The 17,697-nt window shown below is 43.8% G+C and carries 8 protein-coding genes and 1 pseudogene; all 9 read left to right on the top strand.

Translation table 11 applies throughout. The features are described 5' to 3' along the window. The first annotated feature begins 15 nt into the window (after positions 1–15). The 9 genes and pseudogenes from ACX1DY_RS11475 (at position 16) to ACX1DY_RS11435 (ending at position 17,576) form a co-directional block, all read left to right on the top strand. A complete protein-coding gene (locus tag ACX1DY_RS11475) occupies positions 16–1,449 on the top strand; it encodes a glycosyl hydrolase family 28 protein (protein WP_458964333.1) in 1,434 nt (477 codons plus the stop codon). A 305-nt stretch (positions 1,450–1,754) separates the two neighbouring features. Beyond that, positions 1,755–6,404 (top strand): galactose-binding domain-containing protein, encoded by a 4,650-nt coding sequence (locus tag ACX1DY_RS11470; protein ID WP_458964332.1) that lies wholly within the window; start codon positions 1,755–1,757, stop codon positions 6,402–6,404. Positions 6,405–6,645: 241 nt separating this feature from the next. Next, positions 6,646–8,094, top strand: coding sequence for a glycosyl hydrolase family 28 protein (locus ACX1DY_RS11465; protein ID WP_458964331.1), 1,449 nt, complete (start codon positions 6,646–6,648; stop codon positions 8,092–8,094). 17 nt (positions 8,095–8,111) lie between these two features. After that, on the top strand, positions 8,112–9,263 hold the full coding sequence (locus tag ACX1DY_RS11460; RefSeq protein ID WP_458964330.1) for a glycoside hydrolase family 88 protein: 1,152 nt from the start codon (positions 8,112–8,114) through the stop codon (positions 9,261–9,263). A gap of 43 nt (positions 9,264–9,306) precedes the next feature. Beyond that, the gene (locus ACX1DY_RS11455; RefSeq protein ID WP_458964329.1) at positions 9,307–10,923 is read left to right on the top strand and encodes a glycoside hydrolase family 43 protein; all 1,617 of its coding nucleotides are present in this window, start codon (positions 9,307–9,309) and stop codon (positions 10,921–10,923) included. 192 nt (positions 10,924–11,115) lie between these two features. Next, a pseudogene (locus tag ACX1DY_RS11450) lies at positions 11,116–11,319 on the top strand (RNA polymerase subunit sigma-70); the annotation flags it as partial. Positions 11,320–11,627: 308 nt separating this feature from the next. Continuing rightward, positions 11,628–12,572: a Hachiman antiphage defense system protein HamA gene (locus ACX1DY_RS11445; RefSeq protein ID WP_458964328.1), complete on the top strand. Its 945-nt coding sequence runs from the start codon at positions 11,628–11,630 to the stop codon at positions 12,570–12,572. Between the two features lie 9 nt (positions 12,573–12,581). Beyond that, positions 12,582–14,945, top strand: a complete 2,364-nt coding sequence (locus tag ACX1DY_RS11440; protein WP_458964327.1) for a DEAD/DEAH box helicase — start codon at positions 12,582–12,584, stop codon at positions 14,943–14,945. Between the two features lie 324 nt (positions 14,946–15,269). Then, positions 15,270–17,576, top strand: a complete 2,307-nt coding sequence (locus ACX1DY_RS11435) for a type I restriction endonuclease (protein WP_458964326.1) — start codon at positions 15,270–15,272, stop codon at positions 17,574–17,576. Positions 17,577–17,697 lie beyond the last annotated feature (121 nt).

Raw genomic sequence — 17,697 nt, 5'->3', positions numbered from 1 at the left:
CTGGGAGTGAAGAGATTGGTATCCGATAACGTTATTCTTGTATATCCGGCACCAGAGGGTGCCGTGTCCAACTCCGATTTCTCCGTCCGTGTTCGAACGCCTGGAGGTGAGTGGGAATACTTGTTCAGTTATAATGTCAAGGTGGATATGCATGATGTCCGCAATGCGTCCATGGTAATGTTCGATTGCTCCGGTACTGTGGAGATCGAAGTGGAGTATAGTCATGGAACCATTCATGATGCCGCTGTCCGTCCGCTTGCAGCCGGGATTCATTGCGATTTCAACGGCCCCGGCCTATCTTTCACGATTGATGGGCCAAAGCTGCTGTCGCTCGAAGTGAACAACGACCGGTTTCATAATCTTCATATTTTTGCGAATCCGGTCGGAGAGGATATTCCGGAGACTTCGGACCGGGAGGTTCTTGTGCTGGAACCGGGATGGCATAAGGCAGCGGAAGTTCAACGCCGTCTTGAACAAATGCCGGCTGCCGCTGGAAAGCGTGGCCTTATCTTTGGCCCCGGCATTCATCGGCTGGACGAACCGCTTCTTCACCTTCCATCCTTCACCTCGGTGTACATTCCGGGAAGCGCTGTAGTTTATGGGGGCTTTGTATGCAATCAGGTTCATGACGTGACGGTTAAAGGCAGAGGCATCCTCTATATGTCCGATTTTGAAAGGACTACGTATTATCGCGGATTCGAGATCAAATACTCCCGCAATATCCAGATCGAAGGGATAACGGTGATTGATCCCCCTCACTACACGGTTCTTCTCGGACAATCGGAGCATATACGGATTCAGAATCTGAAATCGTTCAGCACACGCGGCTGGTGCGACGGAATCGATATGATGGCCTGTCAGCATGTCACCATCGAAGGAGGCTTCCTCCGCACGTCGGATGATTGCGTAGCGGTATACGCTTCGCGCGGCGAATTTAAGGGCGATACCCGGGATGTGTCGGTCAGTGGTTCAATTCTGTGGGCGGATGTCGCCCACCCGACGAATATCGGCACGCACGGCAACTATGAAGGGGAAGGAGATGTGATCGAGAACATCTCCTTCTCGGATATTGATATCCTGGAGCACCATGAGCCGCAACCGGATTATTGGGGCTGCATGGCCATTAATGCGGGCGATAACAATACGGTCCGGGATGTAACCTATGAAGATATCCGGATTGAGTCGTTCGAGCTCGGTGAATTGTTCAATCTTCGGGTCCTGCAGAACGAAAAATATAACCCTGCCCCGGGCAAGGTAATTGAACAGGTCCGATTCAAGAACATTCACTTTAACGGAACCTGTATGAATCCTTCCCATATTGAAGGATATGACGATACCCGGGTTGTCCAGGATATTGCTTTTGAGAATGTAACGGTCAACGGCAGCGCCTTTCAATTGGAAGAATCATATATCATCATCGGAAATCATACTCACAACATCAAGGTATAATTAGTGGGAAGGGCTCGATATCAGCGGATATCGAGCTTTTCGCTTATGGAGAGACTACGGTAAATATGGAGAGTTTGAATGAAATTATATAGAAGTAAAAGAATTTGCAATAGAAAACTAAAAAGGAGTTTGTTATGATGAGCCGTGTTTCAGCTAAGAATTATGTATGCGCTTTCCTGGAGAGCGGGTTACGTTTCTGTCAGCCAAGGAGGTGATTAAGCGTTCAAAGCAAATCCGGATCGTGATGTAAGAATTCCTTAACAGGCTAGAAGCTGGTGTTTCATCATTCATGTAGGAGGTTTGATATGAGCATCTGTAAATCTCTCTTATCCAAAGCATTTGTTATCATGCTCTCAGGCATACTGCTGTCTGTAACCTTGATCGGCGATGTTGTCCTGCCCCAAGCTCAAGCGGACGACAGCGTACCTGCACCTACAGATCTTGTCGTTATTCATGAAACCGTTAGCAGCGGGTTCACTCACCCCGGTGTCGGTTTGACCAAAGAAATTCTGGAGAACATGCGTAAACAAGTAATCGCCAAGAAGGAGCCCTGGTATTCGTATTATGTTGCCATGACCAAATCCTCCTACGCTTCCAGGACCTTTGCTTCAAACAATCAGACGGATTCATCGGACCCCACGAAGCCGCGCAGTCTGGATTTCAATAGCCAAAGCTATAATTCCAGATTTATAGCGGATGGTTTGAGAGCATATACACAGGCCTTGATGTATTATACAACCGGTGACGAAGTGTACCGCTATAATGCCATGCGCCTTATCCGGATCTGGTCTCGTCTAGACCCGGCACAATACAAGTATTTTACGGATGCGCATATTCATACGGGAATTCCGCTTAACCGGATGGTTGCGGCTGCGGAGATTTTGCGTTACAGCGATTCGGATGGCCTTGATCCGGCTCTTCTGTGGACGGAAGCGGATACGGCCAATTTTACGACGAACCTGATCCATCCGGTTATTGAGACCTTCCAGCATTCCAACGGATACTTCATGAACCAGCATTTGTATCCGCTGCTTGGCGCGATGTCCGGGTATATTTTTACAGATAATATGGACCGGTATAAAGAAGGCGTCGAATGGTTTACCGTCAATGCAACCGCGGCAGACCAGGGCCAGAACGGCTCCATCAAGCGGTTGTTCCGGCTGGTCACGGAAGACGCTGTAACCGGGGAGAAGCTGGAGACGCCGAGAGTCCAGCATGTGGAAATGGGACGGGATCAGGCTCATGGTGCAGGTGATCTCACCAACGTGGAGATTCTGGGTCGGTTATTGGACGCGCAAGGCACCAAGGTTGACCCGGAGAATGGAACACTTTCCACAGTGGACAACGCGGTAACCGCCTACGCATTTTTGGGGAACCGGATTCTGAAGGCGGCTGATTACTTCGCCCGGTACATGCTTGGCTATGATACACCGTGGACTCCCGTTGTGGCGCGATATGATGCGGACGGAAATCCCGTCATCTATAAAGTGCTCTCCGGTGCATATCGGGGACGGATTGGCGGCAATGTATTCGGCCAGTACTACTACTACAAATACAACATGGGGCTGGATATTGAGAGAGAAGCGCCGTATTATGCCGATATGTTCAAAAAACGGACGCCGTTTTATTGGGAATCTCCTGATGGCGGGGCGGATTATTGGCTTTTCATCCCCAAGGAAGCGGCAGCTGAAGGGGCAGCGAACTTGCCCAAAGCTTCACCCAGTACGGATTGGGCGGAAATTGAGCAACGGGCCACCAGCCTGGATTCGAATGCTGCAGTCAAGCAGGAAGGAGATACTTCCTATGTGCAGATCAAAGCAACAGAAGAAGGAAGCCGGATCTCAGTGGTCGCTTCCAGTACAGGCCTGAAAACGGTCGCTTTGAGAATCCGGACCAACGGTACGGCACAGCTGAAAGTTAACGGCTGGAAGGATGCCGAATTGGTGTTGCCCGACACGAAGGGACAATGGAAGTATGTCACCTTTACCTTGAATCCATATCGCGGGCTGGGCGATTTGATGTATTTCAAGGTTACAGGTTCCGGAACTCTGGTTGATATAGATCATCTGCTTCTGGCACCGGCGGCCCAATTGACGCCCCCTGCCTTCACAGCCGGACCGGCGAATTTGAATCTGTATGCCTACGTCGGCTCTGAGACCACGCTCCAATATGACTTTTCATCAAAAGATGCGGCCGGGAGCGATACCGTAACCTATCAGATTGACCATAAGCCTGATGGAGCATTGTTCGATGAAAGCACGGGCGCCTTCTCATGGAAAGCTAAACAAGCTGGCGAGTATTCAATCATCGTTAGCGCTTCGGACGGAACCTCCGTGACGGCGAAGGCCGTGAACATTACGGTAACTGCTGACCGGCAGACGGCAGTAGAAGCTGACATTGCCCGTTATGATCCTGAAATAAGCTATATCTCGTCGACATTGAAGGAATACCGGACGATGATCGACGATGTGATGAATGCACTGCCCATCGTTTCGGATGAAGAATTTTACCGGAAGCTTGCCGATCTGAACCTCGCCGTTGAAGGGCTGAAGGAGTTAACGCCGTTAATGGAAGATGGAAGCATGCGCTATTTTGATATGGTGGCTTCTTCAACCTTCGGTACACAAATTGGCAATCTGATTGATAACGCTCCGGACAGCTTTGCCGGTTATTACCTGGCTGATAATTTGAGTTATATCCTGGACTTCGGAGAGGATTTCAAAGTATCTCCCACTGCCGTCGCTCTTCAAGTCAGAGCCGGATTCCCCGAACGGATTGGCGGCACCGCGGTATTCGGGTCAAACGATAAAGAAACATGGACCCGGTTGACTCCCGGACTCTCCGTTGTCTCGGATGATATGCAGACTTTGGAGGTCGGTGAAGAGCAGCAGGGTAAGCAGTTCCGCTTTCTGAAGCTTCAAATGATACAACCGTCCAGCACCATGTTTGAATTGTCCGAGCTTCGCATCTACGGCTTGCGTCATGAGACGAACAACAAGCTGAGGTCCGTTTCCCTGAGTTCGCCCCAGAGCATTCAGAACAGGGTAAATACCGGTAATATGGTTGACTTGTCTTTCCAATCCGCCGAGCCCATTCAGGATGTGGAGGTAACCATTCAAGGGCGTCAGGCCCCGGTCCATTCAACGGACCGGATCAATTGGACCGGCTCTGTCGTTATGGATGGCTCAATGCCGACAGGCAAAGTCATATTCTCCATTGCCTACAAAACTGCCGACGGGCTGCAGGCAGCCCCAGCTATTTTCACCACGGATCAATCGTCCTTGTATTATGTCAACAAGTCCAAGTTTCTTGATATCGCGAAACTGGCGAATGTAGTCGCTTCGAGCGCTCAATACGGCAGTGGCGGTCTGCCTGCAGACAAGGTCGGCAGTCTGTTGTTTGATGGCAACACTGCCACCTATGGCGATCTGGTGAGCGGCAGCGGAGCCTATTATACGATTGACTTCGGGCAGGATGTATTAGTCAGGTTGAGTGATGTCATTCTGATGCCCAGAACCGGCTATGCGAGCCGAATGAACGGTCTGATTGTGCAAGGCTCGAATGATCAGGCGAATTGGACCGGTCTGACTCCGGCTGTATCGGGGGCGGCGGACAATACATGGACGTACTTCAGCGAGACACAAATCCGGGACAACAGCGCCTACCGGTACTTGAGAATTTATAACCCTTCATCTTGGAATGGCAATGTAGCTGAAGTGGAAGTGTATGGTGAGTATGATATTTCGGCCAGCTATATTCAATCGAAGGTGAAAGGGGCTGAAGGGTATACCCGGCTCAGCTACTATTTGTACAAGCAAGAGGCGGACCGGATTGTTAACACCGCGAACGAGCAGGGAGTGGATATGCTGGCATTGCTTAACGAACTGTTCCAGGCAGAGAAACTGCTGGTCCCGGTCACTGAGCTGCCCGCACAGAAAATCCCCGTTGCCGAGTCGATGGTCAAGGCTTCGGATATATCCTGGGACGGTAAATTAACTGCAGCCGCGAATGGATGGATGGCATTCGATGGCAATAAAGATACATTTACCGATTCGAAATCCAATCCGGGCTGGATCATTGTCGATTTGGGCGAAGGCAATGAAAGGTCGCTGTCCAGCTTCAAGTTTTATCCGAGAAGCACTGCGGCGCATATCGGCCGGGTTAATGGAGCGATACTGCAAGGCTCTGCCGATGGCGTGAATTTTGTGAACTTATATACCATTAGCGCCGTCAGCGCTGCACAATGGTACACAGCCGCCATAAATGACGAGAGGGCTTACCGGTATGTGCGCTATTTCTCGCAGACCGGGAATGCTAATGTAGCGGAACTGGCGTTCAATCAGAGAACTGCCGACAAGACTCTGCTGGATTATCTGGTGGAGCAAGTCGAAGGTTTAAACCAAGACCTCTATACGGAAGAGAGTTTTGAGGCAGTGGAAGCGGCAATGGAAGAAGCGAAGAAGATTCTGGACTCCTCCTTCAACACGCAGCGGCAAGTTGACGTTGCCGCTGACGCGATACTGGGGGCGATGAAGCAATTGGCGGTTAAGCCGGTAATCATTAATCTGAAGCCGGCAACAGTAACGACAATAGCGGGTACAGCCCCGAAGCTGCCGACGGTAGTATCTGCCGTATATAGCGATGGGACGGTTAAGCCATTGCCTGTCACCTGGGGGGATATCGACCCGGTTCAATACAGCTCTGCCGGAAGCTTCACTGTAACAGGCGCCGTATATGAAACGACTGTGCCGGCAATCGCATATGTAACCGTCATTAATGAAGGTGCGCCGACTCCGCCGACGGGCTTACATGCGACCGTCATTACCGCGAATTCTTTGACGCCACAAGTGTCCCAGGCAGGAAGCGGAAGCGCGGGAGGAATCAAGTTCCTGGCGATTGAAACTGGACTGGCGTCTTTGAAGAATTATGGGATTGATTTAAGCATAGAGGGGTAATGTTTCCATCAAGGGCTGTTTCACGGGTCATCCAAGATGATGACCTTGGGAACAGCTTGTTTTTACGCAAAGGAAAGCTACAGATGAGTCAATCGAACAGAGCCGGGGAGGCAAATTGCCATAGCTGCACATAGACAGCCACCATACTTAAAGAAATTGGAACCGATCTAAAAATGATGAAATAGATAGACACAGGAGGTTTTGATAAGTTTATTGAAGCACCAATGAAAGGATGGAAGATATGAATCGCATACAACATTATCCGGCTCCTGCTCATATTCCGTTAAGGGGAGATTTCCGGGTCCGTATCCGGCCTGCGGGTGGGGCATGGGAGGAACTGCCGGTCTTTGAGGTCAATGTGGATATGCATCAGGTAAGGCAGGTTTCGATGGCTTATTTTGATATGGAAGGTAAGGTGGAGGTGGAAATCTCCTGCCTGTATACCGCCATCCAGAGCTGTGAAATCCGTCCGCGTTCCGCTTCTTTGATACCGGCTGCCGATCATGACACTCTCACGTTTGTGCTGAACGAGCCCCACAAGCTATCCATTGAGATTAACGGAGACCGCTTCAGAAATCTGCATCTGTTCGCCAATCCGTTCGAGGACAACCCTCCCAAGCCGGATGACCCGGACGTTCTGTTCGTGAAGCCCGGTATTCACCGGACCGATGATTTATTGATGCTATTGTCGGAGCCTCTTGATGCTACGGGAGAACCGCCGGCTGTTTTATATTTCGGAGAGGGCGCACATTTTGTGGAGGAGACTATTCTTCGGCTGCCTTCGGGCGTTACCTTGTATTTGGTGGGTGGAGCGGCACTCATCGGGTCGCTCGTCTGTGATCGGGTGCATGATGTCGTCATTCGCGGGCGGGGGCTGATCTATTTGGCGATGTTCCACCGATATTCAGCGTTTCGCGGAGTGAGAGTCACCTTCTCGAAAAATATCCGGATTGAGGGCATCATGGTGATCGATCCTCCGCATTACAGCGTGTTTCTGGGACAATCCGAGCAGGTCGAAATTGAAAACTTTAAATCCTTCAGTACACGCGGCTGGTCCGACGGCATTGATATGATGTCATGCAGACAGATTCACCTGCGGGATCTTTTTATGAGAAACTCCGACGACTGCATTGCCATCTATGGTTCCCGTTGGGATTATCGCGGTGATACCCGGGATGTGACGGTCCGCGATTCGGTGCTATGGGCAGATGTCGCACATGCCCTGATGATCGGGACACACGGTGATCATGGAAATGGTGGGGATATCATTGAAGACATCAGGTTTGAGAACATCGATATTCTCGAACATCATGAGCCGCAGGTCAATTATTGGGGGGCAATGGCCATTAATGCAGGAGACGGCAATACCGTACGCAATGTCGTGTACAGCCAAATCCGGGTTGACGATTTTGAAATGGGGCAGCTATTCGATATCCGTGTGGTACACAACAAGGACTATAACCCCCTGCCGGGGAATCGCATCGAGAATGTGACCTTTGAGCGTGTTGAGTACAATGGTACCAAAGCCAACCCGCCCAGAATCCATGGGTTTGATGAGGAACGGGTAGTGGAAGGTGTCACCATTAACCAGATGTATATCAATGGAAGATTAGTGATCTCACTTGAGGATGGCGGCTTTGATGCCAATTCCTATGCCAAACAGATTCAGTTCAATACGGGACAGATTTAGTGAGAGGGTGCGATTATATGTTGAATGATAAAGATCAGCAATGGCTGTCTGCGATGATCGAAAAGATTAGCCAAAAAATGGACTGGGTAAGCGAAAAGTCGAAGTACAAAATTCCTTATACAACCTTTGATGGCACACATGACGACCGTAACACCGATAACCCTACAGGAACCTTGGCCGATGGCATTAACTGGTGGACGAACGGATTCTGGGGCGGAATGATGTGGCTGATGTACCATGAGACGGGCATTGATAAGTACCGGGATATAGCAGGGAACTCTGAAGGCTTCATGGACCGCTGCTTTCAGGAATATTACGGCCTCCATCATGATGTTGGGTTTATGTGGCTGCCGACGAGTGTTGCAAATTACAAAGTTACGGGAAATCCGGAATCCCGAAAAAGAGCGCTGCATGCCGCCAACCTGCTCGCGGGACGCTTTAATCTGGCGGGCGGTTTTATCCGGGCCTGGAATGAAGTGGATGGTTCCGATACCAGAGGATGGGCCATCATCGATTGTATGTTTAACATTCCGCTCCTGTACTGGGCATCGGAAGAAACCGGCAATCCGAGTTTCAGACAGATTGCGGTGAGGCATGCCGACACCGTGATGGAGACCTTTGTAAGGCCGGACGGCTCAGTGAACCATATTGTCGAGTTCGATCCGTTCGAAGGCGGAGTCATCCAGACTTACGGCGGGCAAGGTTATGGGCAGGGCTCCTCTTGGTCCCGTGGCCAGGCGTGGGGCTTATATGGATTTATGATGAGCTATATTCATACGGGCAAGCAGGAGTATCTGGATACGGCCAAACGCATCGCCCACTATTTTATCGCCAATATTCCGGGTAATGGCGTCATTCCGGTTGACTTCCGGCAGCCGAAGGAACCGGGGCTTGAAGACGATACGGCCGCGGTCATTGCGGCGTGCGGTTTGATTGAAATCGCCAAAGTCGTGGATAGTCTGGAGAGAAGGCTTTATCTGGATAACGCGGTTAAACTCATTAAAGTCGTGGAAAAACGAAGCGATTGGTCGAGCGGATCCGATGCGATTGTCCAGAGAGGCTCGTCCGCCTATCACACGGACCGCCATCATCAACCGATTATTTACGGCGATTATTATTTATTGGAGGCGGCGTTCAAGCTTAAGGGCGGCGATTTATATTTGTGGTGATCACAGCAGTCTTTCCAAATTCAACGGAATGGAGTCGTAGACCGTGGCGAAAATATCAAACCCTATATTAAAGGGTTTTAATCCGGACCCTTCCATTATTCGGGTGGAAGATGATTATTATATCGCCACTTCCACTTTCGAATGGTTTCCCGGCGTTCAGATTCATCATTCCAGGGATCTTGTTCATTGGGAGCTGATAGCGCATCCACTCAATCGGGTATCCCAGCTTGACTTAAGAGGCGTTGGTCCGTCCCAGGGAGTGTGGGCTCCCTGCCTTACCTATGACAACGGCCTGTTTTATCTGATCTATACTGTTGTGAACTCGTTCTATGTGAAGATGTGCGATACGCATAATTATCTGGTGACCGCCTCAGATATACGGGGAGACTGGTCCGAGCCGGTATTCCTGAACAGTTACGGGTTCGATCCTTCCCTGTTCCACGATGATGACGGCCGCAAATATATCGTTAGCATGGTTACGGATCATCGAGTACATAAGCTGTATAAAGGGCATTTGGTGCTACAGGAATACAGCGCGGAGGAGAAGGTGATGATCGGGAAGGCCCGGACGATTTTTGCCAGCCGGGATCTTTATCTGGAAGGCCCTCATATATACAAACGGAACGGCTATTATTATTTGTTCGCGGCGGATACGGGAACCGGGGAAGGCCATGGACAATCGATTCTGCGTTCGCGGGAGCTGTATGGGCCATACGAGTATTACGAAGGCAATTCGATCATGACTTCAAGGGATAATCCGGAGGTTCTTCTGCAAAAAGCCGGTCACGGCGATCTGGTGGAAACGCAAACCGGTGAGTGGTATATGGTGCATCTATGCGGAAGGGCGTTGGAGAACCGTACGGAAGCGGGAGAGCGAAAATACACACTAGGCAGGGAAACGGCGATCCAGAAGATGGAATGGACCGGGGACGGCTGGCTGAGACTTTCAAGCGGCTCTGTTATCCCGGAAGCGGAGGTCGAAGCGCCAAATCTTCCGCCATTTCCGTTTCCGGCCAGACCGGCAAGGGATCATTTCGACCAATCGCAGCTCGATATTCATTTTCAATCCCTTCGGGTTCCGTTGGACGAGACCTTCTATTCCTTATCCGAAAGAAAGGGCTACTTGCGTTTGTATGGCAGAGAAGGCCTCGGCTCGAAATTTCGGCAGAGTCTGATCGCGCGAAGATGGCAGGCTTTTACGTTTACCGCAACCACTTGCCTGGAATTCGACCCGGACAACTACAAACAAATGGCCGGTCTCATCTGTCTCTATGATTATCAGAATTATTATTATCTGCATATTACCCATCATGAGCAGTTTGGACGGTCCATTAGCATCCTTTCCGCGATCAACAACCGGTATGAGGAGCCGATGGGCTATATAACGCTTCCGGAAGACATATCTAGAGTCCATTTGCAGGTCTCGGTCAATCACGATCGTCTTCAATTCGCCTATTCGCTGCATGAGGACGGGGACTTTGAGTCAATCGGCCCTGTATTCGACGCAACCACTTTATCCGATGAAGCATGCCGGGAAGGATGGTTCACAGGGGCGTTTGTGGGCATCTGCTGTCAGGATTTGACCGGGTTCCGCAAAGCAGCCGATTTCGACTATTTTGAATATGCAGAGGAGGAGAAGGGGGCATTGTCGTGTCGATAAACACGGCGATGCCTCTTTTTCCGTTATCCCGAATATTTCAGTATCAAGTCCTGACGGATTTGAAGTTTCTTGCCTCTGTTTTAACGGTACAGGCACTTCTAGGCATTCACCCACATACAATAGAAGGACCATGAACCCGTAGTTCTCATTGCTGACCGGTTTCATTGTACATGTGCGGGAGGTGTCGCCAAGTTGCCAGGAATTATAAGCACAATTGCGCTGCTGATCAAAGAACTGACGCTGCTGGTATCGTACGTAAGGAACAATGCTTTTCCCCAGCCGCTCTCGGAGCAGGAGGAAAGCAAATACTTAGGGATGATGGCCGAGGGAGACGCCAAGGCCCGAAATTTGCTCATTGAACATAATCTGCGGCTTGTTGCGCATATCGTCAAGAGGTTATGGACACGATACTATGTCAACAGTACACAATCATTTTTAACATACATCTGTCTAATTAATGGTTAACTAAAAAGTTAAACAAATAAACATTTTCCTCTAAAGGAAAATGTTTATTTGTTTAAAAGATAATATTCCATTAAATGTACAGTGTTGAGATTGAGAATATAAACATCGAAATAGAACGTCTGTTTGGAAGGGTTTGGAATATTTATGTCGAAATATGTAAAAGTTTCGAAATTATTTTTGACTTTTAGCATAAAATATAAAAAATGCTGCAAGCGTCATTTTAGAAAGGAATTTGACAAATGTCAGTCATTAATGAATACAGATTTTTATACAATCAATTAATATCAGACAGAGCCAAAGTATTAATTGTTAGTTATGACGCTAGAAAACATCAATATGAATATAGACCTTATAGCCATCAGGGCGTACCAGACGCATTGGATACTTTATCGGATTTAATTGTTGATAATATGGTGTTTTACTCTTTTTCAGAAGAAGAGATTGTAGACCAACATAATAAATTTGGCTTATTAGATGATTTAAAAAATGCTGCAAAATATGCTTACGAACTTAGATTACCTAAACGGCTAAATGCAAAGACTGATGGAACCACTGGAGAAGTACTTTTAGATATTATAATTCAAGTTTTTGAACCTATAAGTCAGAAAATGATTGCACGAGCAAAATATAAACAACAAGGAGATAACAATGAGATAAAGGGATATGATGCACTTTATTTTACTGACAGTGATGATGGAGTTGCATTATGGCTAGGGCAAGTCAAAACGGGGTCTTATAGTTATTGTAGGAATTCAATTGTCGATGATTTAAATAGCAAATATATTCTTGATTACTTTTGTAAATCAATTTTTTATATTGCGGATAAACTAGATCGTTCGAATACTCTTGCAAAAGTTCTTGGTAGTGTTAATAAAATATGTTTTGAAAGCATTAAAAACAATTGGAGTGACGATCAGAAGAAACAGACACTGATTAATTATTTGAAGAAACAAGAAGTAAAGGTGAAAATACCCTGTTTATTGGCCTTTACTTCAAGCATTTATAAAGAGTCTTCGGAACTGAGCAATAAAATAGAGCAAGAATTAAGAAGTTTTATTGACGAAATTGATACATCGGACTTTCTCATCGCCAATGAAATTGAACATGAATTAATGTTTATCATATTTCCATTAGAGGATATTAATAAGCTTCGAGATAATATTGTTAAATTCAAGAAACCGTAGGTGAATATTATGGAATATTTGTTTAAGCTGGTTGAAGAAATAAATAACTATGATGGATCAATTGAATCATCAAATAATATAAGAGATTTAGTCTGTTATATTTCAGATATTGAAGAATATAAAAATGATCCAATTTATCAATATGCCATTTTTGAGGCAGCTCAAAAGATGAGGACATTTGGTTACATTAAAGGTGCTAATAAAATCGAACTTGATGATATTCCCAATCGCGGGATATCTGAGGTTAAACATCAAAGTATACAAAATTATTATACTTCAAAAGTTTATCGTAATAATTTGCTTGATAGACGTCAAAAGGAAATTGTTGATACATTTATGTCTTTAAATAAAAAAAGACTAATAATCAGTGCTCCCACATCATTTGGGAAAACTTTTTTGTTAAAGGAAATTTTGTATTTGAATAAAGATCGATATAACAATATAATGTTAGTTTTTCCTACCATTGCTCTCTTAAATGAAAATACAATTAGCATTAATAAATTTATCAAAGATAAGAATTTAAACTACACGCTAATAAATAATGTCTATAGTAATATTAATTATTCAGAAAGAAATATTTTCATATTAACTCCTGAACGAACATTAAAGTTGCTTTCTGATACTGAAAAACTTCATTTTGATTTTTTCTTTTTTGATGAAGTATATAAAATCGACGAAGATTTTAGCAATGATGAAGAGAGCAAGTCAGAAAAGGAAGAAAGTGATAATAATAGTGGTCAAAATAGATCTAAAGCTTTTAGAATAGCCCTCTATCTTCTGTCAAAAAATGTACCAGAGTACTATATAGCAGGGCCATATTTAAATTTGAAAGACGTGAAAATGGGATTTAAAAGGTATCTTGACATTAATGGCATTACTATTAAGCAAGTTGATTTTGAACCTACTTTAAGAATTGAAGTAGATGCTTGGAACAAGGGGGTAGTTGAACGACATCCTCTATTGGGAGAGAAAAAAATATCCTTTGATTACGAAAAAGGAATAAATTTAAATACAAAGTCAAAAATCCATGGAATTATTTCTTATTTAAATAAAAACAATCTTGGACAAGCGATTTTTTATTGTTCAACACCATCTAATTCAATGCAATATGCGTTAGATATTATTGAATCACTACCTGAAAATAGTACTCTTTTAGTAAAATACGGAGATTTCATTGAGCATTTAAAAAATAGATATGGAATTAAATATAAATTAAAAGAGAAAGCTATAAATACTTCAGATTATTGGAGTTTGGTGAAAATATTATCTAGGGGATATGGTGTTCACCACGGGAAGTTCCCCAAGTACATCCAGAGAGAGATATTACATATGTTTAATGAAGGGGATATTCAATATCTATTTTGTACATCAACTATTATTGAAGGAGTAAATACAAACGCTAAGAATGTGATAGTAATTAATAATAGTGTTGGAAATAAAATAATGACATCATTTGCACTAAAGAACATAAAAGGCAGAGCCGGTAGATACTATCATCATTTTATTGGAAGAGTCTTCTACACTGATAAAAAACAACGTGATATTGAGAAACAAGATGTTATTAGACTTAATTTTCCTACATATGATTCAAAAGAAATTCAGAATGTTGACATTGATAACTCATATCTTGAAGATCTAGAGGGCTTGAATCTAATTAAAAAAACAGAGCGTGAAAAAAAATATAACAAAGAAAAATTACCTGATGATGTGTTTGTTAAAAATCGCCTATATGACAGGGAGATCCAAGAGAGATATCTGAATTATTTATTAGAAAATAGAAATTTTAATAAATACATAGGGCTTGTGGAGAACACCAGTGTACATTATTTTTTAAATAGTAGGATGATGAATAAAATTCTTGATTCTGTTACTGAGGTAGGGATTATTAGCGAGGGGACAAAAAAATATTATCATGCAGTAGTTTCAAGGTATAGTATTGAACGTTTTCGAGGTTTGATGGAATATCAATTGCAAAATAATGATGGAGACAATGAATCAAAAATAGATAAAATTTATTTGACAGTTTTTGATCAGATTAAAACAATAATTGAGTTTGAATTACCCAAATTACTGAGTTTTTTTGAAGCCATCTTCCAACAAGCTGGAAAGTTAAACGGAGTATCTATGGATGAGTTTAATTTGACTCCAATTATCAGGTTTTTTGAATTAGGAGTTAAAAGTGTTTTAGGAATATTTCTTGTAGAGTATGGCTATCCAATCGAAGCGATTAGAATAATAGAAGATAACTTTCAAGTTTTAAGCAATCTAGATAAAAGTGAAAGTATAGCATTTGTAATAAAGAATTTTAAAGCTATTAGCAAATTATTAGATACTTATGAAACATCTTTACTAAGACTTGCTTTGGAAGTTTAGAGAAATAATGAAAACTCGTTCATGAAATCATTAATAAAATACTTTAAAGATAATAAGAATTGTTTACCGAAAAAACTATTTGCCAATATGATAAAGGAAAATGATTTTACTAAAGCGTGTTTGAAAACTGATTTTAATGAGGCTACTTCAACAAAATCATTACAGAAGCCAGAATGACAAAGCTCAAAAAAGTTTCGGGGAAAGCTTGTCATACTGTGTTGTGATCCCACGGAACTGCTTAAATTTGAAAAAAATAGGTGTGTTGGCAATCAGTTTGGAATCATATGATAACTGATTTAATATATTCTTGGAGGTTTTCTTTGTATGAATGAAGCTACATTTGAAGCTCAGTTTAATAGTGCGATCCAACAAGTTTTTCCAAATTATGCTTCACTGGGAATCAAGCATCAGTTAATATTTTCTTTTAAGGTTGGTCATGAGGACATTACTGTAAGACCAAGTGTAAAGAGACCACGATTAGATGTTCTATTAAAGCATAACAATATAAATTTGGCAATTATGGAACTGAAGAAACCGAATCATCCACTAACAGATGAAGACCGCTTGCAGGGGCTAAGCTATGCTAGTTTGTTACTTTCTCACCCGCCAATCGTGATCATTTCTAATGGTAATGAAACTCAGTATTATAATAGTTCCGATGGAACCCCGCTTGATATGCAAGGATTAGATGCAACTCAATTAGAAAAAGTTTTTGAAACAGCTTCTAAAGTAGCAATGCTCGGAAGAAATGAAGCAATTCGAACATTGTTAGGTAAAGATCCGATCTTATGGAAAGAAGCTATTGAAACCCTCAATCAAAGAGGCTTCGAAAATCAGAGTAGCTCTATTGAACAATATTCAGAGGCTATTGCTGAATCTTTTCATTTACCACGTAACAGTGTACATCAGATTAAAAAACTTCTCAATTCAAATAATCCCGTTATTGCGGTAACTGGAAATCCACTTGTAGGTAAGACCAATGTTCTGTATCAACTGTGTCAATTAGAAGATCAGCCTTTTGTACCCCTATACATTAATACAATCGACTGCACGGGTGGCATTTTTCAATACATAGCAAATTATTTTAATGAGCGTTTCTTTTCTGTAACTTCAGAAAATGATGCGCGTCACTGGTTTCGTCACGGAATTACAACGGTACATCCAGCAGGAAAGTTGGTGCTTATCATTGATGATGTCCGTTATACACAAACAAATCTGATTCATGAAATTGATGAATTGATTAAATTGTGCGTTGATAGCACTTCTTGCTCTCTAATCATTGCATGTGATAGCAGTACCTTTGCTAAAATGTCTACTGTGGAAGGGAGACCAGGAAAAAAATCTTTAATTGGAAAAAAAGCGCTGAAAGTGAAAATTGAAAATCTTTCAGATGATGAACTTGAACAAGCAAATACTTACTTAATGGAGACACAATCAGCGCGTTTCGATATGGGAGCAAAATACAGCAAGGAACTTCGAGTTCCAAGAATTCTTAGGATGATTGTTTCGGGTCTTCCCAAGGAACTAAAACCAGATACCATATTAATTATCCCGAGTTCTTTACATTATCGAAGTCTTGATTGGATTAAAGATAGTTTTAGTGCAGATGTTAAATTCATGAATGATATGGTGAACCTTGTTACGGCAGCATTAGATCAAGAAAGTTATGAAAGCTCTAATCCTATTGTAAAAATGGCCTCTTATGGTCGAGGCTCTGTTTTATACACTGTAGCCGAAGGAATTCTTGGGGAAGGTCGTTTAGAGCGATTACTCGAACAAGGACATATTGAACTATTCACTGATAAAGAAGAGAACCGTTACGTCATGCCCAAAGTGCCTGAATTACTAGCTGCTGTAGCCATTGAAGTTATACTAAAGAATGTAAGTGGGTTGAAATTTGAGGAAGTGTTGGTTTATGTATTAGATACTTGTGAAAGACTTCCTTATGGGGATTTGATCGCAGCCAACGTTTTTATGAAACTTAGTTTAAATCCTGTTTTCCCTGTAATTAAACTGTTTGAAAATCTAATACACAACCAACCTGTCAAGGAGAAAGCGGGGGGTGATTTTACTGGGGCATTGTATTCTGATGAACTCGGCTTAGTCACGATTCCCCCGGAATTGTTTTTTACCCCAGAAGAGGATACATTGCTCTTTGCAAACCTATTTCCTTGGTTAGTACTTTCTCAATTAGTTACACAACCATTCATTCAAGAAGGAGAAGACATTACAGATGGATGGTATGTGTACCGTACAATTCTAACGATCGTGGGAGGGTATCCAAATGTATTGCGGCGATTTGATCCCCTGTTAAACATAATGGAACCATTCAGCATTCCCACACATGAAATGCGTTCAAAGAAAGGTCTGGAAGGAGAGGTTATTTGTGGCGAAATGGGAATAATTGAGCCTATTACCTTTGCAATGCAGCAAGGATTCTATTTAGTTCCAGATGAAATGATAAAAATTTGCAAGACTGCAGTTAACGAAGATAATCCATTCCTTAGTCATAGGCTTCATAATGCTGCAATCGCCGTTGTTGATACAACAAAGATTAGTACATCATTTGTGGCTAGGAGTGCAATTGAAATATTGAAGCCCATTCTACATCCGCATAGAAGTGAAATCTGATTTCTACATCGCAATGTTCATATAAAAAAAGAACAACTCTAATCGCTTAACTGCGTTAGAGTTGTTCTTTTTTACAAAGCTAGTGCTAAAAAATCAGAAGGACACGTAAGCTTTCCTTGAG

Source organism: Paenibacillus sp. BAC0078 (genome assembly GCF_054483875.1).
The sequence above is the reverse complement of the archived record's forward strand: the minus strand, read 5'-3'. Positions and strand labels throughout refer to the sequence as shown.